The sequence below is a fragment of the Agrobacterium sp. CNPSo 3708 genome (genome assembly GCF_028674915.1).
Classification (GTDB): domain Bacteria; phylum Pseudomonadota; class Alphaproteobacteria; order Rhizobiales; family Rhizobiaceae; genus Agrobacterium; species Agrobacterium cavarae.
Window position 1 is genome coordinate 270716 of sequence record NZ_JAQZSF010000006.1, and the last position, 25205, is coordinate 295920.

27 protein-coding genes and 1 other RNA gene are annotated in these 25205 nt (G+C 59.4%); 26 read left to right on the forward strand and 2 right to left on the reverse strand.

Annotated elements, in window-relative coordinates:
* Positions 1 to 49 precede the first annotated feature (49 nt).
* From ssrS to PVA19_RS15005, 5 genes are all read left to right on the forward strand, one after another.
* A non-coding RNA gene (gene ssrS / locus PVA19_RS14985) (6S RNA) lies at positions 50 to 207 on the forward strand.
* Positions 208 to 484: 277 nt separating this feature from the next.
* Positions 485 to 1747, forward strand: coding sequence for a hemolysin family protein (locus PVA19_RS14990; RefSeq protein WP_062427934.1), 1263 nt, complete (start codon positions 485 to 487; stop codon positions 1745 to 1747).
* On the forward strand, positions 1747 to 2343 hold the full coding sequence (locus PVA19_RS14995; protein WP_274103169.1) for a 5-formyltetrahydrofolate cyclo-ligase: 597 nt from the start codon (positions 1747 to 1749) through the stop codon (positions 2341 to 2343). The genes PVA19_RS14990 and PVA19_RS14995 overlap by 1 nt, the downstream gene beginning before the upstream one ends.
* Positions 2340 to 3164: a TIGR00282 family metallophosphoesterase gene (locus PVA19_RS15000; RefSeq protein ID WP_062439795.1), complete on the forward strand. Its 825-nt coding sequence runs from the start codon at positions 2340 to 2342 to the stop codon at positions 3162 to 3164. The genes PVA19_RS14995 and PVA19_RS15000 overlap by 4 nt, the downstream gene beginning before the upstream one ends.
* A gap of 307 nt (positions 3165 to 3471) precedes the next feature.
* Positions 3472 to 4311: an MBL fold metallo-hydrolase gene (locus PVA19_RS15005; RefSeq protein ID WP_440598524.1), complete on the forward strand. Its 840-nt coding sequence runs from the start codon at positions 3472 to 3474 to the stop codon at positions 4309 to 4311.
* A gap of 89 nt (positions 4312 to 4400) precedes the next feature.
* Here the strand turns inward: PVA19_RS15005 and PVA19_RS15010 are convergent, their stop codons facing one another.
* Positions 4401 to 4904: a pyridoxamine 5'-phosphate oxidase family protein gene (locus PVA19_RS15010; RefSeq protein ID WP_274103170.1), complete on the reverse strand. Its 504-nt coding sequence runs from the start codon at positions 4902 to 4904 to the stop codon at positions 4401 to 4403.
* A 205-nt stretch (positions 4905 to 5109) separates the two neighbouring features.
* Between PVA19_RS15010 and PVA19_RS15015 the strand changes: the two genes are divergently transcribed.
* Entirely contained in the window at positions 5110 to 5856 is a 747-nt protein-coding gene (locus tag PVA19_RS15015; RefSeq protein WP_062427939.1) for a YebC/PmpR family DNA-binding transcriptional regulator, read from the forward strand.
* Positions 5857 to 6061: 205 nt separating this feature from the next.
* Here PVA19_RS15015 and PVA19_RS15020 read toward each other — a convergent pair whose 3' ends face one another.
* Positions 6062 to 7063 (reverse strand): LLM class flavin-dependent oxidoreductase, encoded by a 1002-nt coding sequence (locus tag PVA19_RS15020; RefSeq protein ID WP_062439808.1) that lies wholly within the window; start codon positions 7061 to 7063, stop codon positions 6062 to 6064.
* A 211-nt stretch (positions 7064 to 7274) separates the two neighbouring features.
* Between PVA19_RS15020 and ruvC the strand changes: the two genes are divergently transcribed.
* The 20 genes from ruvC to glmM all read left to right on the forward strand — a co-directional run bounded on the left by ruvC (position 7275) and on the right by glmM (position 24854).
* The gene (gene ruvC / locus PVA19_RS15025; RefSeq protein ID WP_062427941.1) at positions 7275 to 7787 is read left to right on the forward strand and encodes a crossover junction endodeoxyribonuclease RuvC; all 513 of its coding nucleotides are present in this window, start codon (positions 7275 to 7277) and stop codon (positions 7785 to 7787) included.
* 51 nt (positions 7788 to 7838) lie between these two features.
* Entirely contained in the window at positions 7839 to 8456 is a 618-nt protein-coding gene (ruvA, locus tag PVA19_RS15030) for a Holliday junction branch migration protein RuvA (RefSeq protein WP_274103172.1), read from the forward strand.
* Between the two features lie 75 nt (positions 8457 to 8531).
* Positions 8532 to 8813, forward strand: coding sequence for an AbrB/MazE/SpoVT family DNA-binding domain-containing protein (locus PVA19_RS15035; protein WP_062439812.1), 282 nt, complete (start codon positions 8532 to 8534; stop codon positions 8811 to 8813).
* Positions 8810 to 9214, forward strand: coding sequence for a PIN domain-containing protein (locus tag PVA19_RS15040; RefSeq protein WP_062439814.1), 405 nt, complete (start codon positions 8810 to 8812; stop codon positions 9212 to 9214). The genes PVA19_RS15035 and PVA19_RS15040 overlap by 4 nt, the downstream gene beginning before the upstream one ends.
* Entirely contained in the window at positions 9211 to 10251 is a 1041-nt protein-coding gene (gene ruvB, locus PVA19_RS15045) for a Holliday junction branch migration DNA helicase RuvB (RefSeq protein WP_062427945.1), read from the forward strand. The genes PVA19_RS15040 and ruvB overlap by 4 nt, the downstream gene beginning before the upstream one ends.
* Before the next feature lie 2 nt (positions 10252 to 10253).
* The gene (locus tag PVA19_RS15050; protein ID WP_274103174.1) at positions 10254 to 11147 is read left to right on the forward strand and encodes a metallophosphoesterase; all 894 of its coding nucleotides are present in this window, start codon (positions 10254 to 10256) and stop codon (positions 11145 to 11147) included.
* Between the two features lie 54 nt (positions 11148 to 11201).
* Positions 11202 to 11420: a DUF2945 domain-containing protein gene (locus PVA19_RS15055; RefSeq protein ID WP_062427947.1), complete on the forward strand. Its 219-nt coding sequence runs from the start codon at positions 11202 to 11204 to the stop codon at positions 11418 to 11420.
* Between the two features lie 84 nt (positions 11421 to 11504).
* Positions 11505 to 12071, forward strand: a complete 567-nt coding sequence (locus PVA19_RS15060; RefSeq protein WP_274103176.1) for a DinB family protein — start codon at positions 11505 to 11507, stop codon at positions 12069 to 12071.
* A 15-nt stretch (positions 12072 to 12086) separates the two neighbouring features.
* Positions 12087 to 12599, forward strand: a complete 513-nt coding sequence (locus tag PVA19_RS15065) for an NUDIX hydrolase (protein WP_274103178.1) — start codon at positions 12087 to 12089, stop codon at positions 12597 to 12599.
* Entirely contained in the window at positions 12596 to 13120 is a 525-nt protein-coding gene (locus PVA19_RS15070) for an NUDIX hydrolase (RefSeq protein ID WP_274103179.1), read from the forward strand. Before PVA19_RS15065 ends, PVA19_RS15070 begins: the two co-directional genes overlap by 4 nt.
* The gene (ybgC, locus tag PVA19_RS15075) at positions 13113 to 13553 is read left to right on the forward strand and encodes a tol-pal system-associated acyl-CoA thioesterase (protein WP_062427951.1); all 441 of its coding nucleotides are present in this window, start codon (positions 13113 to 13115) and stop codon (positions 13551 to 13553) included. Before PVA19_RS15070 ends, ybgC begins: the two co-directional genes overlap by 8 nt.
* A 264-nt stretch (positions 13554 to 13817) precedes the next feature.
* The gene (gene tolQ, locus PVA19_RS15080; RefSeq protein WP_062427952.1) at positions 13818 to 14537 is read left to right on the forward strand and encodes a protein TolQ; all 720 of its coding nucleotides are present in this window, start codon (positions 13818 to 13820) and stop codon (positions 14535 to 14537) included.
* 34 nt (positions 14538 to 14571) lie between these two features.
* A complete protein-coding gene (gene tolR / locus PVA19_RS15085) occupies positions 14572 to 15033 on the forward strand; it encodes a protein TolR (RefSeq protein ID WP_062427953.1) in 462 nt (153 codons plus the stop codon).
* Between the two features lie 8 nt (positions 15034 to 15041).
* Positions 15042 to 16226, forward strand: a complete 1185-nt coding sequence (locus PVA19_RS15090) for a hypothetical protein (protein WP_062427954.1) — start codon at positions 15042 to 15044, stop codon at positions 16224 to 16226.
* A 78-nt stretch (positions 16227 to 16304) separates the two neighbouring features.
* On the forward strand, positions 16305 to 17618 hold the full coding sequence (gene tolB, locus PVA19_RS15095) for a Tol-Pal system beta propeller repeat protein TolB (RefSeq protein WP_062427955.1): 1314 nt from the start codon (positions 16305 to 16307) through the stop codon (positions 17616 to 17618).
* 312 nt (positions 17619 to 17930) lie between these two features.
* Positions 17931 to 18467: a peptidoglycan-associated lipoprotein Pal gene (gene pal, locus PVA19_RS15100; protein WP_062427956.1), complete on the forward strand. Its 537-nt coding sequence runs from the start codon at positions 17931 to 17933 to the stop codon at positions 18465 to 18467.
* Between the two features lie 157 nt (positions 18468 to 18624).
* Positions 18625 to 19641, forward strand: a complete 1017-nt coding sequence (gene ybgF, locus PVA19_RS15105) for a tol-pal system protein YbgF (protein ID WP_062427957.1) — start codon at positions 18625 to 18627, stop codon at positions 19639 to 19641.
* Between the two features lie 20 nt (positions 19642 to 19661).
* Positions 19662 to 20990 (forward strand): tRNA lysidine(34) synthetase TilS, encoded by a 1329-nt coding sequence (gene tilS / locus PVA19_RS15110; protein ID WP_274103180.1) that lies wholly within the window; start codon positions 19662 to 19664, stop codon positions 20988 to 20990.
* A 130-nt stretch (positions 20991 to 21120) separates the two neighbouring features.
* Positions 21121 to 23067, forward strand: coding sequence for an ATP-dependent zinc metalloprotease FtsH (gene ftsH / locus PVA19_RS15115; RefSeq protein ID WP_062427959.1), 1947 nt, complete (start codon positions 21121 to 21123; stop codon positions 23065 to 23067).
* Between the two features lie 434 nt (positions 23068 to 23501).
* Positions 23502 to 24854, forward strand: coding sequence for a phosphoglucosamine mutase (glmM, locus tag PVA19_RS15120; RefSeq protein ID WP_062426211.1), 1353 nt, complete (start codon positions 23502 to 23504; stop codon positions 24852 to 24854).
* Positions 24855 to 25205 lie beyond the last annotated feature (351 nt).

The window sequence follows — 25205 nt, forward strand, 5'->3', positions numbered from 1 at the left end:
GTCTTCGATAGCCTCTTTCGAAACGGACCGATCCATCATATATAGAGCGTGCGTTCTGCGCTTCTCGACAGGAACCACAATCCCTGGGGCCATACTCGATCCAAAGGGAGCTGTCCCTGGCCAGCCTCGTGGGGCTGGACACACGGTGCCCACCTACGTTTGTAGGCACCCAGGATCGTAAACATCCATCGGTCGTCGCGGACGCACTTTATCATTTTTGGCTTATGCTGACGTGCTCATTTCTGGCGTGGCAACAAACCTTCGGTTTCAAATCGCGTCCTTCTGCGTGAACGTGACGCCCACGATTATTTTATCCGCTTTACGATGAAAGCTTTGCAATGGCGCTATGTTGTCATTGCATTGGTGGAACAAATCTTTATTATTCGGATTGGTATGTCCGTTCAGCCTGTCCTCAAGGCGAATGCGGTTGCAACCGCGACGTGCCGTTCAACAGCCCAAAGAGCTAAACTTGTTTACTGAAATTATGATCGTGGTCCTGCTCACCGTATTGAACGGGGTGCTCGCCATGTCCGAGCTTGCTGTCGTCTCTTCCAGACCGGCGAGACTTAAAGTGCTGGCCGCTCAAGGCAGCAAGGGCGCCACGATGGCGCTCAATCTTTCTGAAAATCCCGGACGGTTTTTGTCCACCGTGCAGATCGGCATTACGCTGGTCGGCGTTCTCTCCGGTGCCTTTTCCGGCGCCACACTTGGTGCCCGCTTCACGCTTTGGCTCGCTGAACAGGGCGTGCCGGACCGTGCCGCCGATGCGCTTGGCGTCGGCGTCGTGGTTGTTGCCATTACCTATCTCTCGCTGATCGTCGGCGAACTCGTGCCGAAGCAGATCGCGCTACGCGACGCTGAAAAGGTCGCGGCCCGCGTCGCGCCTGCCATGGTGTTCCTGTCGAAGATCGGCGCGCCCGTCGTCTGGCTTCTCGACAAGTCGGGCAGGATCGTGCTTGCCCTCCTCGGTCATAGCGGTGAATCAAACGCCTCTGTCACAGACGACGAAATCCGCACGGTTCTGGCCGAGGCGCACAGCGCCGGCGTGATCGAAACCGAGGAATCGGCGATGATCACCAGCGTCATGCGCCTGGCCGACCGCAATGCCCGCGGCCTGATGACGCCGCGTCGCGACGTGGAAGTCGTTGACATCGAGGATACGGCTGAGGAAATCCGCGAGCAGCTTCGTGCCACTCAGCGTTCGCGCCTTCCGGTGCGCAACGGTGCCTCGGATGAAATTCTCGGCGTTCTCTTCGCCAAGGATGCCTTCGATGCGCTGGCGTCTGGCAAGGAACTCAACATTCGCGAGTTGCTGCGTGAAGTGCCGGTCGTTTCCGACCTCACCAGCGCCGTTGACGTCATCCAATCTCTGCGCCGTTCCACGGTGCATATGGTTCTCGTCTATGACGAATATGGCCACTTCGAAGGCATCATCAGCTCCGGCGACATTCTGGAGGCCATCACCGGTGCCTTCCAGGAGGACGACGGCGAAGAGCCTGCGATGGTGGAGCGCGAGGATGGCAGCTTCCTGGTTGCCGGCTGGATGGCGGCCGATGAGTTTGCCGATCGCATGGGCTTCCAGATTGACGAGGATGCCGAATTCGAAACCGTCGCCGGTCTGGTGCTGGACGAATTCCGCCGCCTGCCGGAACTGGGCGAGCACATCACGCGCAACGGCTGGCGCTTCGAGGTCATCGATCTTGACGGCCACCGCATCGACAAGGTCCTGGTCAGCCGGGCTGCGTGATGAACGAAGCCGGTTCTCTGACAAAAGCGCAATTGCGTCTCGAGCGTCTCGCCCTGCGGGACGCTCTTTCCGTTGAAGACCGCCAAACAAAAAGTATGGCGATGGCGCAGTTGGGTGCGCAGGCTCTCTCCTTTAGCCCCGGTACCATTGTTTCCGGCTTCATGCCGATCCGCTCCGAAGCCGACATCCGACCGCTGATGGAAGCCTTGCGCGACAAGGGCGCCACGCTTTGCCTGCCGGTGATGCTCGACCGCGAGACCATCGTCTTTCGCGCCTTCGCTCGCAACGCCGAACTGGTGAAGACGGGCTTTGGCACGAGCGGGCCGGATGAAAGCGCTGCGGTCCTCGATCCGCATATTCTGCTGGTGCCGCTTTCCGCCTTCGATGGCCACGGCCAGCGCATCGGCTATGGTGCCGGGCATTATGACCGCGCCATTGCCCGCCTGCATGCAAAAGGACTGGAACCACTGTTGATAGGCATTGCATTCGATTGCCAGGAAGTGCCATCAGTGCCGGCTGAAGCGCATGACGTTGCGCTGGACGCGATTTTGACCGAAAGCGGCTTGCGGCATTTTTCTGGCAGGACAGGGGCATGAGACTACTTTTTCTCGGAGATATGGTGGGCAAGACCGGACGCACGGCCGTCTGGGAAAAATTGCCGGGGCTGATCTCCGACCTGAAACTGGATTTCGTCATCGTCAATGGCGAGAACGCCGCTGGCGGCTTCGGGATTACCGAAGACATTTATCTGGAAACGATCAATGCCGGCGCGGATGTCGTCACCACCGGCAACCATGTCTGGGACCAGAAGGAGGCGGTTTCCTTCTGCGAGCGCCACGACCAATTCCTGCGCCCCGCCAATTACCCGAAGGGCACGCCCGGCAAGGGCTCCGGCCTGTTCTATGCCCGCAATGGTGCGCGTGTGCTGGTTGCCAACATCATGGGCCGCGTCTTCATGCATCCCGAGTTGGATGATCCCTTCAGCTCGGCGGAGAGCATTCTGGCGGCCTGCCCGCTGAAGGAGCAGGCGGACGCGATCATCTTCGATTTTCACGCGGAGGCGACGAGCGAGAAGCAATGCTTCGGCCATTTCGTCGACGGCCGCGCCAGCTTCGTCGTCGGAACGCACACGCATGTGCCGACCGCTGACGCCCAGATCCTGAACGGCGGAACCGCCTATATGTCGGATGCCGGCATGTGCGGCGACTACGATTCCTCGCTTGGCATGGAAAAGGAAGAGCCGATCAACCGGTTCATTTCGAAAATGCCGAAGGGTCGCTTCGAGGCGGCCAGTGGTCCTGCGACACTGTGTGGTGTTGGGGTCGAGATTTCCGATAGCACCGGGTTGGCTGAGAAGATCGCGCCTTTGCGGATCGGACCGAGACTGGCGGAGACTGTGCCGGCGTTTTGGAATTGATGGTTTTTGGGCGGATTTGGGGGTTGTGGGTCACCCCCCTCTGCCCTGCCGGGCATCTCCCCCCCAAGGGTGGAGATTGGCCAGAGGGAGGCTCCCCATTTCATCATCAACGTTGAAGAAGTTCGAGCGTTCGCCACGAGTCGATCTCCACCCTTGAGGGGGAGATGCCCGGCAGGGCAGAGGGCGTAAAGCCCCATCCACCAACGCCGGATGACAACAATGTGAGCGCCCCCCACCGCTTACACCTAGACGAACCCCCATCCTTGCCGCATCTTTTCGTCCATTCGCCTTTCCGGGGAGTGGTGCCATGCCTCGCATGTTCATGCCTGCATTGATCGCCATGCTGTTCAGCGCCGCTTCTGTCGCGGCGCAGGAGCCTCCCGATCGACCGCCCGTCAGCCAGTGCCAGGCGATTGCGCAGGCGCTCCCCCGCGTCACTTTCGCGAGCTTCAACCCGACCGATGTCAAGAAGGCCCAGTTAAGCGACCGCGAGGAAGTGAAGATCCAGTACATCGGGCATTCGACCTACACCATCGAGTCGCCGGAAGGGGTGGTAATTGCCACCGATTATAATGGCGTCTATCGCCCACCGGTCATGCCGACCGTGGCGACGATGAACAATGCGCACACCACCCACTACACCCTCTCGCCAGAGCCTGAGATCAAACATGTGCTGCATGGCTGGAGCGATGTGCCGGGTGACAAGGCCGTGCACAAGCTGGAGGTGGGCGACGTCTATATCCGCAACGTCACCTCGGATATCCGCAACCGCTGGGGTGGTGGCGGTCTTCTGACGAAGGACGGCAATTCGATCTTCATTTTCGAGGTGGCGGGCCTTTGTATCGGCCATCTCGGGCACCTGCATTACGAGCTGACGGAAACCCAATATGCTGAGATCGGCAGGCTGGATGTGCTGATGGTGCCAGTCGATGGTGGGTTGACGATGGGTGCCGACAGCATGAGCCGGATCGTCAAGCGGCTGCGCTCAGCGCTTATCCTGCCCATGCACCAGCCGAGCGCGCTGGAGCGGTTCCTCGTCGCCTTCGGCCCACAGTTCAAGATTGCCTATGCCAGCGATCCGGTGATCCGCGTCTCGATGCGCAATCTTCCCAAGCAGCCGCAGATCCTCGTGCCGCAGGGCATGTAGCCGCATTGGCGCAAACGTCATACGTTAAAGCAAAAACGCCGCGCGTCCCTAGGATGCACGGCGTTTTTCCAGACAAGTTTAGATCAGGATTACGCGAAGGTCAGGTGCTGGCGAACACCGACATCCGGCATCTTTTCATCGGACATATTGGCCTTGGCGATTTCCCAGCCGAATTTCAGCGTGCTGTCGGTGGACGCCCAGATATCGGCATCGTCCACGTGAAGAGCCAGCATGACGAGCTGCGGGTCGCTCTTGCCGTGCTCATACCAGGCTGCGGTGACGGAGTTCCAGTACTCGTCAAGCTTGGTCTTGTCGTCGCGCACTTCGAGCTTGCCGGACAGGCAGGCGTGGTAATCATGATCCTTTCCGATAACGCAGAAGTGGGCACGCGAACCGGACTTCAGCGACTGAACAAGGTCGGTATCCTTCTTGGAGAAGAACCAGATGGTGTTGGTCTTCGGATCGGCATGCGGTGCCATGGGCTGCATGTGGTTGCGGAGACCTTCCAGACCCAGCATGCCTGCATGGACGGAATTGATCTCGTCCCAAAGCTGACGGGCGGGTTGTTCGCGTGCTTCAGTCAGACTTACCATTCAGTGATCTCCTTGCGGTTCCTGTTCCTTTCGGCAGCGATCCGGTCATGATCGCGCCGCCTGTGATCACAACGGCGGGAGAGGATTTCTGTTCCTTGCAGCGCTGTCATGTGGATGCGAGAAGAAGGGGGTTACGGGCTTGAACAGCCGCGCCATCGCACTTATAAGGCCCACAATCCAAACAAACGATCCGATCAGGGGTGCCATGGCTGGCCATTCACAGTTCAAGAACATCATGCATCGCAAGGGGAAACAGGATTCGATCCGTTCGAAGATGTTCTCCAAGCTTGCGCGTGAAATCACCGTTGCAGCCAAGTCCGGTCTTCCGGACCCGACCATGAATGCTGCTCTTCGCCTGGCCGTGCAGAACGCCAAGGCGCAGTCCATGCCGAAGGACAATATCGACCGCGCCATCAAGAAGGCGTCCGGCGCGGATGCGGAAAACTACGATTCCGTCCGCTATGAGGGCTACGGCCCAGGCGGCACGGCGGTCATCGTCGAAGCGCTGACGGACAACCGCAACCGCACGGCATCCAACATCCGCTCGATCTTCACCAAGGCCGGCGGCGCGCTTGGCGAAACCGGTTCGGTTTCCTTCTCCTTCGACCGCGTTGGCGAAATCACCTACAAGGCGTCGGTTGGCGACGCGGACAAGGTGATGGAAGCGGCGATCGAAGCCGGTGCCGAAGACGTGGAAAGCAGCGAAGACGGCCACACGATCATCTGCGGCTTCGAAGACATCAACGAAGTCTCCAAGGCGCTTGAAGCCACGCTCGGCGAAGCCGACAGCGTCAAGGCCGTCTGGCGTCCGCAGAACACCGTTCCGGTGGATGAGGAAAAGGCGCAGTCGCTGATGAAGCTGATCGACAACCTCGAAGACGATGACGACGTGCAGAACGTCTATTCGAACTTCGAAGTGTCCGAAGAAGTCATGGCGAAGCTGTCAGCCTGATATCGGCTTCTACCATTCCGCGACGTCATCCTCGCCCATGAGGCGAGGATCTAACCCACTCGTGACGTGCAGAAACTATGGATCCTCGCCTCAAGGGCGAGGATGACGGTGGAGAGGGGCACAAGCCCGGTCCATCGACCTGATGATGAAGCAGAGACAAACGGTCGGCTTCTATCAAACGCAAGGACAGGATTTCATCTTGGCCTCACGCCGCCTTCTTCACGCCGTTTCGTACGTCCGCAAAAACCTCAACCGAGCGCAGCCGCTTGTTGATGTCGTGGATCGGCATGGACACGATCAATTCATCCGCGCCGGTCTCGCCCAGGAACTGCTGGAGTTTGCGATCGATGGTCGCGTGCGAGCCGACGGCGGCGTAACGCAGCGTATGTTCGACGGTGATCCGCTCCATGTCGTTCCAGTAGCCATCCATGCTCTCGACCGGTCGCGGGAAGGGCGTGCGGACGTTCTTGCGCAGATTGACGAATTGCTGCTGGGCCGAGGTGAAGAGATGCCGGGCTTCCTCATCCGTATCCGCACCGACGCCCATGATGCCCACCATGACATAGGGCTCGGATAGCGTCGCAGACGGCTGGAAGCGCTCGCGGTAGATGGCGATGGCATCCATCAGCATATCGGGTGCAAAATGCGAGGCGAAGGAATAGGGCAGGCCAAGCGCTGCGGCCAGATGGGCGCTGTAGATGCTGGAGCCCAGCAGCCAGATCGGCACATTGGAGTTCACACCTGGCACGGCAAGGATCGCCTGATCCGGTTCGGGCGCGCCGAGATAGCGTTGAAGCTCGACGATATCATGCGGGAAATTCTCGGCCCCTGCATCGAGATTGCGGCGAAGTGCACGCGCCGTGCGCATATCCGTTCCCGGTGCGCGGCCAAGTCCGAGATCGACACGACCCGGCAGAAGAGCGGCAAGCGTGCCGAACTGTTCAGCGATCACCAGCGGAGAGTGGTTGGGCAGCATGACGCCGCCCGAGCCGACGCGGATGCGTGAGGTTGCGGCACCCACATGGGCGATGACAATCGACGTTGCGGCACTTGCGATACCCGGCATGCCGTGATGCTCGGCCAGCCAGAAACGCTCATAGCCGTGTTCTTCCGCCTTGATCGCCATGCGGCGCGAATTGTCGAGCGCCTGGCTTGCGTTCTCCCCGTCGCCAATCGGCGATAGATCGAGAATGGAAAAGGGAATCATGGCATGCTCCTTCCGGCCTTTATTTAGGACCTTATTTAAGGTGTGGCGTCGTATTTGCCATCCTCGTCGCAGCGAATTGATCCATGGTTCAAAAAAACTGACGGCGTGAGCGTGTATGGCGATCCGCTGGCGCGGCGCATTTTCTCATTGAATGTTTTTGTTTTGTTCACTTATGGCTGGCAGGTTTCCTGACCAGACGATAGGGTGAGACATGCAAAACGCGATTCGAATTATCGGCATTGATCCGGGCTTAAGGCGTACGGGCTGGGGCGTCATCGAGACGATCGGCAACAGCCTGCGTTTCGTGGCGTCCGGCACGGTAACGTCCGATGGCGACATGGATCTCGCCTCGCGCCTTTGTCAGCTGCATGACGGGCTGGCGGATGTCGTTCACTCCTATCAGCCGGATGAGGCGGCGGTGGAACAGACCTTCGTCAACAAGGACGCGGTGGCGACCCTGAAACTTGGTCAGGCGCGTGGCATTGCCATGCTCGTTCCCGCCCGTGCGGGCCTGCCCGTATCCGAATATGCGCCGAATGCCGTGAAGAAGGCGGTTATCGGTGTGGGGCACGGTGAAAAGCAGCAGATCCACATGATGCTGAAAATCCTGATGCCGAAGGCCGAGTTCAAGGGTAATGACGCCGCCGACGCCTTGGCGATTGCCATCTGCCACGCGCATAACCGCGGGGGCGACCGGATGCGCCGGCTTCTTGCTGCGGGCTAAGCGGGCGTTCTTCGGCTCTTCACCTCTTTCTCAAATATCACGGACGCGACGATGATCGGCAAACTCAAAGGCACCATAGAGGAAATCGGCGACGACTACGTTCTCGTTGACGTCCATGGCGTCTGCTACGTGGCGCATTGTTCGGCGCGCACTCTGTCCAGGCTTGGCTCAGCCGGCGAGGCGGTGGTGCTGTTCATCGAGACCTATGTGCGCGAGGACCAGTTGAAGCTTTTCGGCTTCATGAGCGCTCTTGAGCGCGAGTGGTTCAATCTGTTGCAGAGCGTGCAGGGTGTGGGCTCCAAGGTGGCGCTAGCGGTTCTCTCCACCCTCTCGCCGTCCGAACTCGCAAACGCCATCGCACTGCAGGACAAGGCTGTTGTCTCCCGCGCGCCGGGCGTTGGCCCGAAGGTTGCGATTCGCATCGTCACCGAATTGCGCAACAAGGCGCCGGCCTTTGCTGGAGAGGCGGCAGGTGCCATCGGTCTCAAGCAGGAGATCGGCGAAGGCGCGGCACCAGCACCTGTGGCCGATGCCGTCTCGGCCTTGACCAATCTCGGCTATTCGCGAGACCAGGCCGCCAATGCGGTGGCTGCCGCCTTGAAGAATGGTGGTGAGGGTGGCGATAGCGCCAGGCTGATCCGACTGGGTTTGAAGGAGCTTTCGCGATAAATCGGACATTTGTGTTTCTGGCGGATGAGTGATAAGATTTCCGCCATATGAAGTTTTTTCTTACGGGTGCTTATAATGGGATGGGAAGTTGTCGTTTCGTCGAAGGGGCAGGTGACGTTGCCGAAAGACATGCGTGAAGCGCTCGACCTCAGGCCCGGTGATCAGGTCGTCTACTCCATCATCGATGGCGAAGTGGTGCTGACGCCAAAGAATGTTGATTTCAATGATCTCGCTGGCCTTTTAGGTAAGCCTCCCAAGGGCCGTGCCACCTTGGAAGAAATAGACGAGACCGTCAGCAAGGCTGCAGGCCATAACGTCGTCGATACCGATGATGATCAGGCGGATGCCGCTGCATGATGGTCTATGGCGTGGATACGAACGTCGTTCTTCGTCTTTTCGTTGATGATGAGCCAGGCCAACGGGAAGCAGCACTGCGTTTCGGAGCAGGGATTGGCCGCGACTACACTGTCTTCGTAACGCTTCTCACTTTGATCGAGCTCAGTTGGGCTTTGAAGTCACAATACGGTTTCGATCGACGACAGATCAGCTTGGCCATTCGCAAGTTGCTGCACACAAGGGGTTTGGTCGTTGAAGGACACGATAAGGTCGTCAAAGCCGTCCGTCTGGTTGAGCGCCATAATGCCGACTTCACGGACGCGCTTATCGCGTGTCAGTCGCTCGGCGAAGGCTGCAAAACGATTTATACCTTCGACATCAAGGCAGCGCGAAAAATACCCGGAATGGAACTTTTGACATGAGTGAGGCTGCACGGCTGATTTCTTCTGAGAAGCGCGGCGAGGATATCGATACGACGCTGCGCCCGCAGACGCTTGATGATTTTACCGGCCAGGCGGAGGCGCGCGCCAATCTGAAGATTTTCATCGAGGCAGCGAAGAACCGCGGCGAGGCGCTGGATCATGTGCTCTTCGTCGGTCCGCCCGGTCTCGGCAAGACGACGCTGGCACAGATCATGGCGAAGGAGCTTGGGGTTAACTTCAAGTCCACCTCCGGCCCGGTCATCGCCAAGGCGGGTGATCTTGCAGCGCTTTTGACCAACCTTGAAGAGCGCGACGTTCTGTTCATCGACGAAATTCACCGGCTGAGCCCGGCGGTGGAGGAAATCCTCTATCCGGCGATGGAAGACTTTCAGCTCGATCTGATCATTGGCGAGGGGCCAGCGGCACGCTCGGTGAAGATCGATCTTTCCAAGTTTACCCTCGTTGCCGCCACCACGCGCCTTGGTCTTCTGACCACGCCGCTCCGCGACCGTTTCGGCATTCCGGTGAGGCTCTCCTTCTACACGGTGGATGAGCTGGAACTGATCGTGCGCCGTGGTGCGCGGTTGATGGGGCTGCCGATGACGGATGAGGGCGCGCGCGAAGTTGCGCGCCGCGCGCGTGGGACGCCGCGTATTGCCGGGCGCCTGCTACGACGCGTGCGCGACTTTGCCGAAGTGGCCCGCGCCGAAGCCGTGACCCGCGAAATTGCCGATCAGGCGCTGACGCGGCTTTTGGTCGACAATATGGGTCTCGATCAGCTCGACATGCGCTATCTGACGATGATCGCGATGAATTTCGGTGGCGGGCCAGTCGGCATCGAAACCATTGCAGCCGGTCTCTCAGAGCCACGCGATGCGATCGAAGATATCATCGAGCCCTATATGATCCAGCAGGGATTTATCCAGAGAACGCCACGTGGCCGTATTTTGACCGCGACAGCGTGGAAGCATCTCGGTATGCAGCCGCCTAAGGATCTGGAAGCGGCGCAGTTTCGCCTATCTCTCGAGGACGAGTAAATTTGATCACGCGTCGAGCGCTTCTTAAAATGGCCGCGACTGCCAGCGCAGGCTTCTTTTCGCTTGGGGCCTATGCAGGTGGTGTCGAACCTATGCTGCGGCTTGCGACGACGCGCTATCGCATCATCCCACCCAACTGGCCGGCCGGGCAGAGCCTGCGTCTCGTCATCCTTGCCGATGTGCATGCCTGCGAACCGTGGATGTCGACGGAACGGATTTCAAGCATCGCCAACTATGCCAATACGCTTGGCGGGGATATCATTCTGCTGCTTGGCGACTACGTCACCGGCATGCAACGCTTCATCACCGATATCGTCCCGCCAGCGGAATGGGCAAAGGCGCTTTCCGGCTTGACCGCACCCTATGGCGTTCACGCCGTGTGCGGCAATCATGACTGGGCGCAGGATGCCGAAGCCCAAAGGCTGCGGCTGAAGGAAACCGTGTCGCACAGGGCGCTTCGCGCCGTCGGTATTACCGTTCATTCCAACACCGCGATCCGAACCGGGAGCGAAGAGCATCCCTTCTGGATTGCTGGACTTGAGGATCAGTGGGCCTTTCGCGAAAGTGGCGAGACTGTCGGGCTCGACGATCTTCCTGGAACGATGGCGCAGATCACCGATGACGCGCCGATCATCATGATGGCCCATGAGCCGGATATTTTCCCGACGATCCCGGAGCGCGTGTCACTGACCTTGTCAGGTCACACGCATGGCGGGCAGGTCAATCTCTTTGGCTGGAGACCCGTCGTTCCGTCGCTCTTCGGCGAGAGATATGCCTATGGACACAAGGTCGAGAACAATCGCCACCTGGTCGTGTCGGGCGGGCTTGGTTGTTCCGGCGCGCCGATCCGCTTCATGTCGCCACCGGAAATCGTTGTGATCGATCTGGTCGGCTGACGGAACCAGATCGCGGCCGCCGCCTTTTCCCGTTCTTTCAATGGGAGAAGCCGCATGACGACATATCGCAAAGGCACCAAGGTCAGCTGGAAGTGGGGCAATGGCAAAGGCGAGGGCAAGGTGGCCGAGAGCTTTACCGAGGATGTCGAACGCAAGATCGACGGCTCGACGATCAAGCGTAAGGCCAGCAAGGATGAGCCTGCCTATCTGATCGAGCAGGAAGATGGCGGCAAAGTTCTGAAGAGCCATTCGGAGCTCGACAAGGCGAGTTGAGCCGACACCTCGTCGCCGCTGACGAAAAAGGCTCAAGGCGCTGATTGCCTCGGGCCTTCGGCCTGTATGCGAGAGGATGGCGAGATGACCTATGATTCAACGCGGATATTCAAAAAGCTGGCGCGCAACAACAGGCTTGCCAATCTGCGCTTGCACCACGCCTGTCTTCAATTAACCGCTGATGAGTTGGTGGCACCGCGCACCAGCTTTTTTCCGACGATCCGCAAAACGCTGAACCACATTTACCTGGTGGATCTCTTCTATCTCGATGCGATGAACGGCGGATCGTTGGGTCACAGCGTTTTCGGCGAGCCTGAGCCCTATAGCGACATGGCGTCCTTGGCAGAGGCGCAAGCGGCACTCGACATGGATCTGATCGCTTTCGTCGACGGTCTCGACGAGGACGGGCTTGCCGCTACGGTCCATGTTCACCGCGGTGAGCGGGTGCAGCAGGATCGTTGCGACGATATTCTTTCCCATCTCTTTCAACATCAAACGCATCATCGCGGCCAGGTTCATGCGATGCTCTCCGGCACGCGCCTCAAGCCGCCACAGCTGGATGAATTTATCGTCGGCGACGATGCGCCTGTTCGCAAAACCGAATTACAGGCATTAGGATGGACGGAAACTGATTTGCTGTTTCCTGTTTAATCCTTTGGACACCTGATGGTTGAAGACACTCGCATTCGCATGAAATTCAAGCCGAAGCGCATTTTCCAGATGCGCGTGGCAGGCATCGCCTTTCGCAACGGCCACGTGCTGGTGCATCGCGCCACCCATGAGAAATTCTGGACCTTTCCCGGCGGGCGCGCCGAAATGGGCGAGCGATCGGAAGAGACGCTGGCGCGCGAAATGGTGGAAGAACTGGGTGCCGAGGTTTCCGTTGGGCGGCTGCTGTGGGTGGTGGAGAACTTCTTTCACTACGAGGGCAAGGACTGGCACGAGCTTGGTTTCTACTACCTGATGGACCTGCCCGAGAGCTTCCCATTCGATGAGGAAAAGATCGTCCACCGGGTTCAGGACGGCAAGAATGCGCTTGAGTTTCGCTGGGCCAGGGCGACTACAGAGGCATTGACGGCACTCGACATCCCGCCCTATTTCATCGCCGCAGAGATCGAAAACTTGCCCGCCTCCACCCGCCACGTGGTCTGGGATGACGGCAATCTGGACGACAAATGAGCAATCCTCAACCGCGCCACATGATCCGGCTGGACCACAAGCCGCAGCTCTTCAGCTTTCGCGTGGCAGCCCTGATCTTCCACCAAGGTCATCTTCTGGTGAACCGGAGCGTCGCCGATCGTTACTGGGCGCTGCCCGGTGGCCGGGCCGAAATCGGGGAAAGCACCGACGAAACGATCCTGCGCGAGATCGAGGAAGAGCTGCATGTGAAGGCGCGCATCGAGCGTCTCGTCTGGTCGGCGGAAAACTTCTTCACTTACGGCGACTATCAGGCGCATGAGATGGCCTTCTATTATCAAATCCGGCTGGACGAGGCTTTTCCGTTTCATGAGAATGATATCATTCACCGCGTCGCCGATGGCGGCGAGGTAGAGTTCCGCTGGTTGCCCGCAACCGTGAAAGCACTACGGGAGAACGATCTGCGTCCCGCATTCATTGCCGACAGTATCGAGATGCTGCCTGAGCGGCATCAGCATGTGATCGTGCGCGAAGGCAATCAACCCAGGACAGACAATGACTGACATCACCGTTTCCCTTTCCGGAGAGTTGATCGAGCATGGCCACAGGCTGGTGCAGCGGGTCTATTACGAGGATACGGATTTTTCCGGCCTCGTCTATCACGCTCGCTACCTTCATTTCCTCGAGCGCGGCCGCACCGACTATCTGCGCTGCCTTGGCTGCGAGCAGAGTGCGCTTCTGACGGCGGATGAGGAGGGGCTGGTCTTTGTCGTTCACCGCATGGAGATCGACTTCAAGACGCCGGCGCGGATGGACGATGTGTTGACCATTACCACCATCACCGAAAAGGCGGGCGGGGCAAAGATGGTGCTGAACCAGGAGATCCGTCGTGGCGAGACGCTGCTGGTCGCGGCGAAAGTGATCATTGCCGTCATCAACGCCAAAGGAAGACCAAGACGTCTGCCGGAGACGGTCGCGGAGAAGTTTTTGAAGTAAACCGAAGGGCGGGACAGAAAACGCGCCCGCAGCCCCATGTTTCGTAACACTCCCTTAACCATAATGTAGTCTTACTGAAACGCCCGGTATTTGTGGGCTATGCGCCTTCCTTTTACCAAATTTACCGGCGAATAAGGCGTACTGGCACTTATCGGGGCAAAGGCGACGGGCTGGCGGATTTCAACCGCGACGCTTAACGCATCAATGCGTGTTTGAATCGCCCGGTCATGCACCGGGCGTTTGGATTCGGGGATTGGAATATTTATGGAACAGGCAGGTTTGGCAGCGGCAACGCATGATGTGAGTCTTTGGGCACTGTTCATGCAGGCAGGACTCATCGTCAAGCTGGTGATGATCGGCCTCTTAGCCGCCTCGGTTTGGACGTGGGCCATCGTCATCGACAAATATATGAGCTTCACCAAGGCACGGCGCCAGTTCGATCAGTTCGAGCAGGTGTTCTGGTCCGGCCAGTCGCTTGAAGAGCTCTACCGCACCCTGGCCGAACGCCAGAATGGCGGCCTTGCGGCGATCTTCGTGGCCGCCATGCGCGAATGGAAGAAGTCCTTCGAGCGCGGCGCGCGGTCTCCGATCGGTCTGCAGATGCGTATCGACCGGGCCATGGATGTGACGATGTCACGCGAAGCCGAGCAGTTCGAAGCGCGTCTCGGTTCGCTGGCGACCATCGGTTCTGCCGGTCCGTTCATCGGTCTTTTCGGTACGGTTGTCGGTATCATGACCTCGTTCCAGGCGATTGCCGGTTCGAAGTCCACCAACCTTGCGGTCGTGGCGCCCGGTATTGCCGAAGCGCTTCTGGCAACCGCAATCGGCCTCGTGGCCGCTATTCCGGCGGTCATGGCCTACAACAAGTTCATGGCTGACGCGCACAAGCTTTCCTCGCGCATGGAAGGTTTTGCCGACGAGTTCTCCGCGATCCTGTCTCGCCAGATCGACGAGAAGCTGCAGACGCGTCAGGCCGCGCAGTAAAACGCAACGCCGAAAGCCAGTGGAGTAAAACGCGATGGGTATGTCAGCAGGCGGTAGCGGTGGTGGTTCGGGCGGTCGTCGCGGCCGTGGACGCGGTCGCCGTGGCGGCGGTGCGATCAGCGAAATCAACGTGACGCCACTCGTGGACGTCATGCTCGTGCTGCTCATCATCTTCATGGTGGCAGCGCCGATGATGACGGTCGGCGTGCCGGTCGATCTGCCGCAGACCTCTGCCTCCGCTCTGAACTCGGAAACGCAGCCGATCACCATTTCGGTCAATGCCAATGGCCAGATCCATCTGCAGGAAACGCCTATCGAAGCGGCGGAAGTGGCGGATAAGCTGAAAGCGATCGCCACCACCGGATACAATGAACGCGTCTTCGTGCGTGCCGATTCCGTCGCCGCTTATGGCGTTGTCGCGGATGTCATGGCGCGTATTCAGGGTGCGGGCTTCAAGAATATCGGCCTCGTAACGCAACAGAAACAGGACAATTGACCTCGGCGATGAAGGGTAGCATTACCACATCTGCGATCGTGCACGCCTCGCTGCTGGCCTTTGCCCTTGTGTCCCTGGGCTCGCCGGCACCGCTCGAGGTGTCTCAGGCCGAGTCGATGCCTGTCGAACTCGTCTCCGTCGAGGAAATGACGCAGATCCAGCAGGGTGACAAGAAGGCGCCGAAAGCGGAGAAATCCGCCCCTGTTCCGACCACGCGTCCCGACACCGTGCCCAATGCGCAGAATGTCGGCAACAACAATGCCGACCTCGATGCGCCGCCGACGCCGACCGAAAAGCCCAACAACAATGACAGTGCTGCCGCTCCGCCCAAGCAGGAGCAGCCGGCACCGGTGGTCGATACCAATCCGAACGACGTCAAGGACATCGTAAAGGAAGAGACCGCGCCGAAGCCGCAGGAGATGGCGGCCCTTCCACAGCCCAAGCCTGAAATCGCGACGCCGCCGAAGCCCGCCGAGCCACCGCCTGCCGAGCAGAAGGCCGAAGAGCCGCCGCCGCAGAACCAGGAACCGGCAGAAATTGCCGTGCCGCAGAACGTGCCGCGCCCCAATGCGCGTCCGCAGCCGCCGGAACAGAAGCCGGAGCCGCCAAAGCCCGAGCCGCAGAAGCCGGCTGAGCAGAAGCCTGCGGAAAAGCCGACTGAAAAGAAGACCGACCAGGCCAAGGCCAATGAAAAGCCTTCCGACAAGAAGGTCTCTGATCGCAAGCAGGAAACGGCAAAGGCTGCCGCAACACAGCAGAGCGAGTTCAATGCCGACGAAATCTCTGCACTTCTCAACAAGCAGGCGCCTTCCGGCGGTGGCGCGAAGCGCTCCACCCAGACGGCAGCCCTTGGTGGCAAGAAGACGATCGGCACGGGCCTGAGCGCCAGTGAGATGGATGCTTTGCGTGGACAGATCTCCAAGAACTGGTCGATGGTTGCCGGCCTGACGGATGTGGCGCAGGTGGTCGTTGAAGTCCGCGTCCATCTCGACAGATCGGGTGAGATCGTCGGCCAGCTTGAGGTTTCGGCGACAGGCGGACCGGACGGAACGCGCCGGGCGGTGGAAGGCAGCGCAAGGCGCGCCGTCACCCGATCCGCGCCCTTTACCAATCTCCCACCGGATAAGTACGACGGTGAAAAAGGATGGAACACCTTGTTGTTGACGTTCACGCCGGAAGACTTCGGTGTCTAAGCAGCCGCTTTCGGCGCCGGGCATCCGTATTCCAATCGATGTGCAATTTATGAAAAAAAAGCTGAAAGGCTTGTCTCGATGATCAAGTTCTCTTTCCTTCGCGCGATGATGGTGGCCTCCGGCCTCATCCTGTCGTTCGTTGCGATCACTCCAGCCAACGCGGAAGTTCGGCTCAATATCACCAAGGGCAATGTGCAGCCGCTGCCGATTGCGATCACCGATTTCATGTCGGGTGACGGCATCGGTGCGCAGGTTTCCGCTGTGGTTGCGGCGGACCTGCAGCGCTCCGGCCTGTTTGCGCCGATCAACAAGAGCGCCTTCATCGAAAAGATCAGCAATCCGGACCAGTCCCCGCGCTTTGAAGACTGGAAGGTCATCAATGCCCAGGCACTGGTGACGGGCCGGGTAACGAAAGAGGCCGATGGCCGTCTTCGCGCCGAGTTCCGTCTGTGGGACACCTTTGCCGGCCAGCAGATGATGGGTCAGCAGTTCTTCACCCAGCCGGAAAACTGGCGCCGCGTCGCGCATATCATCGCCGATGCCATCTATGAGCGCATCACCGGCGAGAAGGGCTATTTCGACACCCGCGTTGTTTTCGTGTCCGAAAGCGGACCGAAGCAGCAGCGCAAGCGCCAGCTGTCCATCATGGACCAGGATGGCTTCAACGTTCGCAACCTCACCAACACCAACGATCTGGTGCTGACGCCGCGCTTCTCGCCGAACCGGCAGGAAGTCACCTATATGTCGTTCGAAGGCAACCAGCCGCGCGTTTACCTGCTGCAACTGGAAACTGGACAGCGTGAAGTCGTCGGCAACTTCCCGGGCATGACCTTCTCCCCGCGCTTTTCGCCGGATGGTCAGAAGGTGATCATGAGCCTTCAGCAGGAGGGCAATGCCAATATCTACACGATGGATCTGCGCTCGCGCACCACGACGCGTCTGACGAATACGGGTGCGATCGACACGGCACCATCCTATTCGCCGGACGGCCAGCGCATCGCCTTTGAAAGCGACCGTGGCGGACGCCAGCAGATCTATGTGATGAATGCCGATGGCTCGGGCCAGACGCGTATTTCCTTCGGCGACGGGTCCTACTCCACGCCGGTCTGGTCTCCGCGCGGCGATCTGATTGCCTTTACCAAGCAGTCGGGCGGCAAGTTCTCCATCGGCGTGATGAAGCCCGATGGTTCTGGCGAGCGCATTCTGACGTCCGGCTTCCACAATGAGGGACCGACCTGGGCGCCAAATGGACGTGTGCTGATGTTCTTCCGCCAGAATGCCGGTGCCGGTGGCCCGCAGCTCTATTCCATCGACCTGACAGGTTACAACGAGCAGATGGTCAAGACCCCGACCTATGCGTCCGACCCTGCCTGGTCGCCACTACTTGACTAAGGCGTTTCGCGATCTTTCAGATTCGCTCCCTACGCATTAGGCCTTGTTCTTTCGCATGTCGCTCTCGCACAACCGCTCTACCGTTTTGCTTCGACCATGCCTGATGAATACCCGCCACAGCACCTCGAACCGGAGTTGTTGTGGCGGTTTTGTGGAGAATACCGGGAATGCGCCTCTTTCTTGCCGCAAAATGCTGTGAGGGAGCAGAAAAGTGGGACATTTCCGTTTTGTTAACCATAAGCGTTCGGGGGCCGTTAACCTCAATCGGTTAGCGTCTGGCAACGTTATCGAAATCCTAAGGAGAGACCGGCGATGAGCCGTACACAAACTTCGGCGCTTAGCCCAATGCAGAAAATCGCCCGCAATCCGGCTGTTATCGCTCTGACGCTTGCTCTGGCGCTTGCCGGTTGCGCGAACAAGAAGAACATGCCGAACAGCGCTGGCGAGCTTGGCCTCGGCGGTGGTGCTGGTTCCGCGACGCCTGGTTCGCAGCAGGACTTCACCGTCAATGTCGGCGACCGCATCTTCTTCGATACCGACTCCACCTCGATCCGCGCCGATGCACAGCAGACGCTGCAGCGTCAGGCCCAGTGGCTTGCTCGTTACCCGAACTACGCCATCACGGTTGAAGGCCATGCCGATGAACGCGGCACGCGCGAATACAACCTGGCGCTCGGTGCACGCCGTGCAGCCGCCACCAAGGAATTCCTGGCATCCCAGGGCGTTCCGGCCAACCGCATGAAGACCATCTCCTACGGCAAGGAACGTCCGGTCGCCGTTTGCGACGACATCTCCTGCTGGTCGCAGAACCGCCGCGCGGTTACCGTTCTCGGTGGCGCAGGCATGTAATTGCCTCGCGCAATCGTGATGAAATTTGCAAAGGCGGCCCTCGGGTCGCCTTTCGTTTTTTTCATAGTTTGGCCGAAGTTAAGTTGCTTTTTCATCGCAGATGGAAAAAATCGCGAGTTGCGCCGCTGGGGCGCAAATCAATGAGACAGGAAGCACTATGAAGAAACTTGTCGTGGCGGGAATGCTGGGGCTTGCAGCCTGCACCGGCTTCAGCGGCACTGCAGTGTCGCAGCCGTTGTTTGGCTGGGGTGGGAACCCTAGCACGACCAATTCGCGGGCTCCGGTGGTCAATGTCCAGGCCAACGAGACCTACCGCGTACAACAGCTTGAAGAGCAGATCCGTCAGTTGAACGGTCGTATCGAGGAGATGAGCTTCCAGCTTCTCCAGATGCAGGAAACCATTCGCAAGGCGCAGGAAGACAATGAGTACCGCTTCCAGGAACTGGAAGGCGGCGGCAAGTCCTCTGCACCGGCTGCAGCACCGAAGAAAAAGGCCGAGGCGGATCTTCCGCCTGCAGGCTCTTCCGCCGGTCCGTCTGACGATGTCGCAACCATTATCGGAGAGCCGTCCACCAACGGCGCTTCGGTGCCAGGCAGCGCAGCACCCACCGGTCCGCGGTCCAACGCGGCACCCGGCGAGACGACGCTTGGCTCGATCGAGCTTGATTCGCGCGGCCTGCCGGTTGGCGGCACGCTGAATTCCAGTGCCAACAATTCTGCAGGGGCGCTTCCAGGTGTAAGCACGGGTGGCAAGTCCACCAGCACCGATCCGGTCAATACCGCAGCGCTGACCAGCGAAAACGATATCTACCAGGCAGCTTACAGCCATGTGCTTGCTGGCGATTACAAGCAGGCGGAGCAGGGCTTCGAGCAGTATATCCAAGGCTACCCCAATGGCTCGAAGGCGGCGGATGCCAGCTTCTGGCTTGGCGAAGCGCAATATTCGCAGGGCAAGTTCACCGCTGCGGCGAAGACCTTTCTCGACGGCCACAAGAATTACGGCAAGTCTCCCAAGGCACCTGAAATGCTGCTGAAGCTCGGCATGTCGCTTGCCGCACTGGATAACAAAGACACCGCCTGCGCCACGCTGCGCGAAGTGCCGAAGCGCTACCCCAGCGCCTCCAAGACCGTTCTCGGCAAAGTCACCAGTGAACAGAAGCGCATCGGCTGCTGAGCCTGCTCGCCGCCCCCGCCATGGCGCCCCTTTCTTCTCCGCTAGCGCCGATTGAGGCAGCGCGGAATCTTCTAGAACGCATTTCAACACCCGCCCTTCTTCTGGTGGCGGTCTCAGGTGGAAGTGATTCCACCGGCCTGCTTCTTGCCCTTCACGAGGTTTTGCGTGTCTCCGGTCGCGACGATGTCCAGCTTCATGCCGTGACCATCGACCACGCTTTGCGCCCCGAAGCGGCGGATGAAGCGCAAGCCGTTCAATCCTTCTGCCGCGGGCTGAATATTCCCCATGACATCCTTCGCTGGAATGACGAGAAGCCGAAAACCGGTATCTCCGCCGCAGCGCGGCTAGCGCGGTATCGGCTGGTCGGCGAGGTCGCCGGCAAGATCGGCGCAACAGCCATTGTGGTAGGGCACACGCTTGACGACCAGCGCGAGACGATCGCGATGCGCAGTCAACGAAGCGCGCAGGCTGGCATGCCCGGCCTCTCTGGTATGGCGAATGCGGTTCTCTACAATGCCCGCCATTGGGTGCTGCGCCCGTTCTTGAGCGTGCGGCGCGAGGATATTCGCGACTATCTCGCCGCCAAAGGGCAGGGCTGGTTCGATGACCCTAGCAATGACGACGATAAGTATGAGCGGGTGCGTGTGCGCAAGCTCTCAAGGGATGCCGGACCACAGTCCCGCGAGCCGTTGCTTGACAGGACAGAGCTTGCATCCCGCGCCGCGGCTTTGGTCTCCGGCGCTGCGCAGGCTTATCCGGGTGGACTGATCAAGCTCAGCGCCGATTGTCTTGGCGATGATCCTACCGTCATCCGCTATGCGCTGACCGCAGTCGCTTGCGTTGCAGGCGGCAGAACCTATCCGCTTGCGGCGCAGAGCATGGATCGGGTGATGGCCTTTGTCACCGCCAGAGAGCCAGATAGGCTGACGGCAGGGCGCGTCATATTCGACCGGCGCAAGGATAGTTTATACCTGATGCGGGAGAACCGGGACGTGCCGACGATAACCGTTGCTCCCGGCGAGACCGCGAGGTGGGATGAGCGGTTCGAGATCGTCAACCGTTCTCAGCTTCCGGTGACTGTTTCCGGCGGTGCGGTTGCTTATGCAGAGGATGCCACGCCCACCGCCGTTCCGACCGGCGTGTTGAAACGCGCGAAGCTCTCGCAGCCACGTGTTACTCCGGAGGGTGCAGGGCAGGGGGAGGCCGATATGGGGTTGATTACGATGCGCCCTTTGCTAGCGCCCTACGACCTGTTTCTCCCGCGCTTCGACCTCGATTTGGCCAACGCAATTGCGCTCAGTCTCGGGCGCGGCGTCTATCCGCGGCTTCCACTGCAAAGTTTGTCGTAAATTTCGCAGAGTTTTTACCGCAAAACACATCTCCTTCCTCCCTTCGCCTTGGCAACCGCAACTGTCCTCCTTATGTTAGGGGCAACATAATGGCGGGCGGTCATCCGTCCGTTGGAGTTCGGGGAGTTCAATGAACCCAAATTTTAGAAATTTCGCCCTGTGGGCGGTGATTGCTCTTTTGCTGATTGCGCTTTTCAGCATGTTTCAGACGTCGCCGTCTCAGTCCGGCTCGCGCGAAATTCCATATTCGCAATTTATTCGTGATGTCGATGCAGGCCGTGTCCGTGAAGTGACGGTAACGGGCAACCGCGTTCTTGGCACCTACACCGAAAATGGAACGACCTTCCAGACCTATTCGCCGGTCATTGACGACTCGCTGATGGACCGTCTTCAGCAGAAGAACGTCACCATTGTCGCGCGTCCTGAAAGCGATGGTTCCTCCGGTTTCCTGAGCTATCTCGGTACGCTTCTCCCGATGTTCCTGATCCTTGGTGTGTGGCTGTTCTTCATGCGGCAGATGCAGGGTGGATCGCGCGGCGCGATGGGCTTTGGCAAATCCAAGGCGAAGCTTCTGACGGAAGCACATGGCCGCGTCACCTTTGACGATGTCGCCGGTGTCGACGAAGCCAAGCAGGACCTGGAAGAAATCGTCGAATTCCTGCGGGACCCGCAGAAGTTCCAGCGTCTCGGCGGCAAGATCCCGCGCGGCGTGCTGCTCGTCGGTCCTCCCGGTACGGGTAAGACGCTTCTGGCGCGCTCGGTTGCCGGTGAAGCCAATGTGCCGTTCTTCACCATTTCCGGTTCCGACTTCGTCGAAATGTTTGTCGGTGTGGGTGCATCCCGTGTCCGCGACATGTTCGAACAGGCGAAGAAGAACGCGCCCTGCATCATCTTCATCGACGAAATCGACGCCGTCGGTCGCCATCGCGGCGCCGGTCTTGGCGGCGGTAATGATGAACGCGAACAGACGCTGAACCAGTTGCTGGTCGAGATGGATGGTTTCGAGGCCAATGAAGGCATCATCCTGATCGCCGCGACCAACCGTCCCGACGTTCTTGACCCAGCACTTCTGCGCCCAGGCCGTTTCGACCGTCAGGTCGTGGTGCCGAACCCCGATATCGTCGGTCGCGAACGCATCCTGAAAGTGCATGCGCGCAACGTGCCTCTGGCGCCGAATGTCGATCTCAAGGTCTTGGCCCGTGGCACGCCCGGTTTCTCCGGTGCGGATCTGATGAACCTCGTCAATGAAGCAGCCCTCATGGCCGCCCGCCGCAACAAGCGCGTCGTCACCATGCAGGAATTCGAAGACGCCAAGGACAAGATCATGATGGGTGCGGAACGCCGCACGACCGCCATGACCGAGGCCGAAAAGAAACTGACCGCTTACCACGAGGCAGGCCACGCCATCACGGCTCTGAACGTGCCGGTGGCCGATCCGCTGCACAAGGCGACGATCATCCCGCGCGGTCGCGCGCTTGGCATGGTCATGCAGTTGCCGGAAGGCGACCGTTACTCGATGAGCTACAAGTGGATGGTGTCGCGCCTCGTCATCATGATGGGCGGCCGCGTTGCAGAAGAACTGACCTTCGGCAAGGAAAACATCACGTCGGGTGCGTCGTCCGATATCGAGCAGGCGACCAAGCTTGCGCGTGCCATGGTGACGCAGTGGGGCTTCTCCGACGAACTCGGACAGGTTGCCTATGGCGAAAACCAGCAGGAAGTCTTCCTGGGCCACTCCGTGTCGCAGTCGAAGAATGTTTCCGAGGCAACTGCGCGGACGATCGACAGCGAAGTTCGCCGCCTGATCGACGAGGCCTATACTGAAGCGCGCCGCATTCTGACCGACAAGCACGACGAGTTCGTGACTCTTGCCGAAGGCCTGCTCGAATATGAGACGCTGTCGGGCGAAGAGATCAAGTCGCTGCTGAAGGGCGAAAAGCCTGCTCGCGATATGGGCGACGACTCGCCCCATAATCGCGGCTCGGCCGTGCCGAAGGCGGGCGCCAAGAAGGATGGCCCGAACGAGGCCAAGGGCGATGGCGAAGCCGAAGGCGGCATGGAGCCCCAGCCGCACTGAGCTTCGTGCACAAGTTTACGACGGGAAGGCCGCTTCGAAAGAGCGGCCTTTTTGTTTGTCAGGTGTCGCTGGCGACGCTTGCTTGTCCAAAAGCTGGCACAAATTTCTCCGTCGTCATGGTCGGGCTTGACCCGACCATCCACAGGCAACAAACGTAAGCGATTGAAAAACATGGATCCTCGGGTCGAGCCCGAGGATGACGGAGTGTGTAGTGGGTGCGGCGCCAGTCCCGTAGCTTCCCGTCTGTCCGTCGCCTCTCTCATTGCTGGCGCTTCGCCCCCGAGCCCCCGCTTTCCTGGGGAGAACCTGGGCCGGTCACGACATATATTCCGTTTTTGCGGTAATTTACGTGCTGCCAGACTCGCTTTGTGGCATCTAGCGAAAAAAGGTTGCCGCATCTTAGTGCACGGCGCCGCCATATATTTGGAGTTCACATGACACGTCGCTATTTCGGAACTGATGGCATTCGCGGGCAATCCAACGTTTTCCCCATGACGCCGGATCTTGCGATGCGGGTGGGGATCGCTGTTGGCACGATCTTCCGTCGTGGCCATCACCGTCATCGCGTCGTGATCGGCAAGGATACACGTCTGTCCGGCTATATGCTGGAAAACGCCCTAGTCGCCGGCTTCACCGCCGCCGGTCTCGATGTCTTCCTGCTCGGCCCGATCCCGACTCCCGCCGTTGCCATGCTGACCCGCTCGCTTCGTGCCGATATCGGCGTGATGATTTCCGCCTCGCACAATCCCTTCGCCGATAACGGCATCAAGCTCTTCGGCCCGGATGGCTACAAGCTTTCCGATGAGCTGGAGCTGGAAATCGAAGACCTGCTCGACAAGGACATCCACGCACAGCTTGCCAAGCCGCATGAGATCGGTCGCGCCAAGCGCGTCGATGGCGACATTTATCGCTACATCGAGTTCGTCAAGCGCACCCTGCCACGCGACGTGACGCTGAGCGGGCTCAGGATTGCAATCGACTGCGCCAATGGCGCGGCCTACAAGGTCGCACCGACAGCGCTTTGGGAGCTCGGTGCCGAGGTCGTGACCATTGGTAACGAGCCGAACGGCACCAACATCAATTTCGAATGCGGCTCGACGCATCCGGACGCGTTGCAGAAGAAGGTGCACGAAGTGCGCGCCGATATCGGCATCGCGCTCGATGGCGACGCCGACCGTGTCATCATCGTCGATGAACGCGGCCAGATCGTCGATGGTGACCAGTTGATGGCGACGATCGCCCATAGCTGGGCCGACGACAATATCCTGCGTGGCGGCGGCATCGTCGCAACCGTCATGTCCAATCTCGGCCTGGAACGCTTCCTTGGCGACAAGGGTCTGACGCTGGCGCGCACCAAGGTTGGCGACCGTTACGTGGTCGAGCATATGCGCAACCACGATTTCAATGTCGGCGGCGAGCAGTCCGGCCATATCGTGCTTTCCGATTACGGCACGACGGGTGATGGCCTCGTGGCCGCCCTTCAGGTTCTGGCGCGCGTCAAGCGCTCGGGAAAGACGGTGAGCGAAGTGTGCCGCAAGTTCGAGCCCGTGCCGCAGCTCTTGAAGAATGTCCGCATTTCCGGCGGCAAGCCATTGGAAAACCCGGTTGTGAAACAGGCGATTGCCGATGCCGAAAGCGCGCTTGCCGACAAAGGCCGTCTCGTCATTCGCCCATCCGGCACCGAGCCGCTGATCCGCGTCATGGCAGAAGGCGATGACAGCGCCCAGGTCGAGCGGATCGTCAACGACCTGGTCGGCGTGATTGGCAGCGTGAAGTCGGCTGCTTGAAGGTAATCAACTGATAGGACGGGGAAAGGTAACGTCTTTCCTCATTCCTGTGCTTGTCACAGGAATCTAGCCGCTGCGCGTCCGCGCGGCGAGAGGAGTTCTTTAAGACCAAAGACTTGGTCTGACTGGATTCCTGTGACAAGCACAGGAATGAGGAACGTAACCATCGATGCTCCCGTTCCTTCGTCGCCGTCGCGGTGCAACTCGTCGAAGACACAGAAAAGATAAGCTCGATCAAAGACATACGTCATACGTCACAACATCGAACCGGACAGCGATGGGTCCAGACCAAGGGTGATCAAGAGGCGAGGTCAGAACGCCTCGGTATCTTTGCTGCGCTTGCTTTGCCGC

What these genes read in the sequence shown, in the direction of transcription:
- PVA19_RS15000 (WP_062439795.1), top strand. Translation starts at nt 2,340, where the DNA reads ATGAGACTACTTTTTCTCGGAGATATGGTGGGCAAGACCGGACGCACG.
- PVA19_RS15010 (WP_274103170.1), bottom strand. Translation starts at nt 4,904, where the DNA reads ATGGTAAGTCTGACTGAAGCACGCGAACAACCCGCCCGTCAGCTTTGG.
- ruvC (WP_062427941.1), top strand. Translation starts at nt 7,275, where the DNA reads ATGCAAAACGCGATTCGAATTATCGGCATTGATCCGGGCTTAAGGCGT.
- ruvA (WP_274103172.1), top strand. Translation starts at nt 7,839, where the DNA reads ATGATCGGCAAACTCAAAGGCACCATAGAGGAAATCGGCGACGACTAC.
- PVA19_RS15065 (WP_274103178.1), top strand. Translation starts at nt 12,087, where the DNA reads ATGGTTGAAGACACTCGCATTCGCATGAAATTCAAGCCGAAGCGCATT.
- PVA19_RS15070 (WP_274103179.1), top strand. Translation starts at nt 12,596, where the DNA reads ATGAGCAATCCTCAACCGCGCCACATGATCCGGCTGGACCACAAGCCG.
- PVA19_RS15015 (WP_062427939.1), top strand. Translation starts at nt 5,110, where the DNA reads ATGGCTGGCCATTCACAGTTCAAGAACATCATGCATCGCAAGGGGAAA.
- PVA19_RS15040 (WP_062439814.1), top strand. Translation starts at nt 8,810, where the DNA reads ATGATGGTCTATGGCGTGGATACGAACGTCGTTCTTCGTCTTTTCGTT.
- ybgF (WP_062427957.1), top strand. Translation starts at nt 18,625, where the DNA reads ATGAAGAAACTTGTCGTGGCGGGAATGCTGGGGCTTGCAGCCTGCACC.
- tolQ (WP_062427952.1), top strand. Translation starts at nt 13,818, where the DNA reads ATGGAACAGGCAGGTTTGGCAGCGGCAACGCATGATGTGAGTCTTTGG.
- ruvB (WP_062427945.1), top strand. Translation starts at nt 9,211, where the DNA reads ATGAGTGAGGCTGCACGGCTGATTTCTTCTGAGAAGCGCGGCGAGGAT.
- tolR (WP_062427953.1), top strand. Translation starts at nt 14,572, where the DNA reads ATGGGTATGTCAGCAGGCGGTAGCGGTGGTGGTTCGGGCGGTCGTCGC.
- PVA19_RS15035 (WP_062439812.1), top strand. Translation starts at nt 8,532, where the DNA reads ATGGGATGGGAAGTTGTCGTTTCGTCGAAGGGGCAGGTGACGTTGCCG.
- PVA19_RS15005 (WP_440598524.1), top strand. Translation starts at nt 3,472, where the DNA reads ATGCCTCGCATGTTCATGCCTGCATTGATCGCCATGCTGTTCAGCGCC.
- PVA19_RS14990 (WP_062427934.1), top strand. Translation starts at nt 485, where the DNA reads ATGATCGTGGTCCTGCTCACCGTATTGAACGGGGTGCTCGCCATGTCC.
- pal (WP_062427956.1), top strand. Translation starts at nt 17,931, where the DNA reads ATGAGCCGTACACAAACTTCGGCGCTTAGCCCAATGCAGAAAATCGCC.
- PVA19_RS14995 (WP_274103169.1), top strand. Translation starts at nt 1,747, where the DNA reads ATGAACGAAGCCGGTTCTCTGACAAAAGCGCAATTGCGTCTCGAGCGT.
- PVA19_RS15060 (WP_274103176.1), top strand. Translation starts at nt 11,505, where the DNA reads ATGACCTATGATTCAACGCGGATATTCAAAAAGCTGGCGCGCAACAAC.
- PVA19_RS15090 (WP_062427954.1), top strand. Translation starts at nt 15,042, where the DNA reads ATGAAGGGTAGCATTACCACATCTGCGATCGTGCACGCCTCGCTGCTG.
- ybgC (WP_062427951.1), top strand. Translation starts at nt 13,113, where the DNA reads ATGACTGACATCACCGTTTCCCTTTCCGGAGAGTTGATCGAGCATGGC.
- PVA19_RS15020 (WP_062439808.1), bottom strand. Translation starts at nt 7,063, where the DNA reads ATGATTCCCTTTTCCATTCTCGATCTATCGCCGATTGGCGACGGGGAG.
- PVA19_RS15055 (WP_062427947.1), top strand. Translation starts at nt 11,202, where the DNA reads ATGACGACATATCGCAAAGGCACCAAGGTCAGCTGGAAGTGGGGCAAT.
- tolB (WP_062427955.1), top strand. Translation starts at nt 16,305, where the DNA reads ATGATCAAGTTCTCTTTCCTTCGCGCGATGATGGTGGCCTCCGGCCTC.
- tilS (WP_274103180.1), top strand. Translation starts at nt 19,662, where the DNA reads ATGGCGCCCCTTTCTTCTCCGCTAGCGCCGATTGAGGCAGCGCGGAAT.
- ftsH (WP_062427959.1), top strand. Translation starts at nt 21,121, where the DNA reads ATGAACCCAAATTTTAGAAATTTCGCCCTGTGGGCGGTGATTGCTCTT.
- glmM (WP_062426211.1), top strand. Translation starts at nt 23,502, where the DNA reads ATGACACGTCGCTATTTCGGAACTGATGGCATTCGCGGGCAATCCAAC.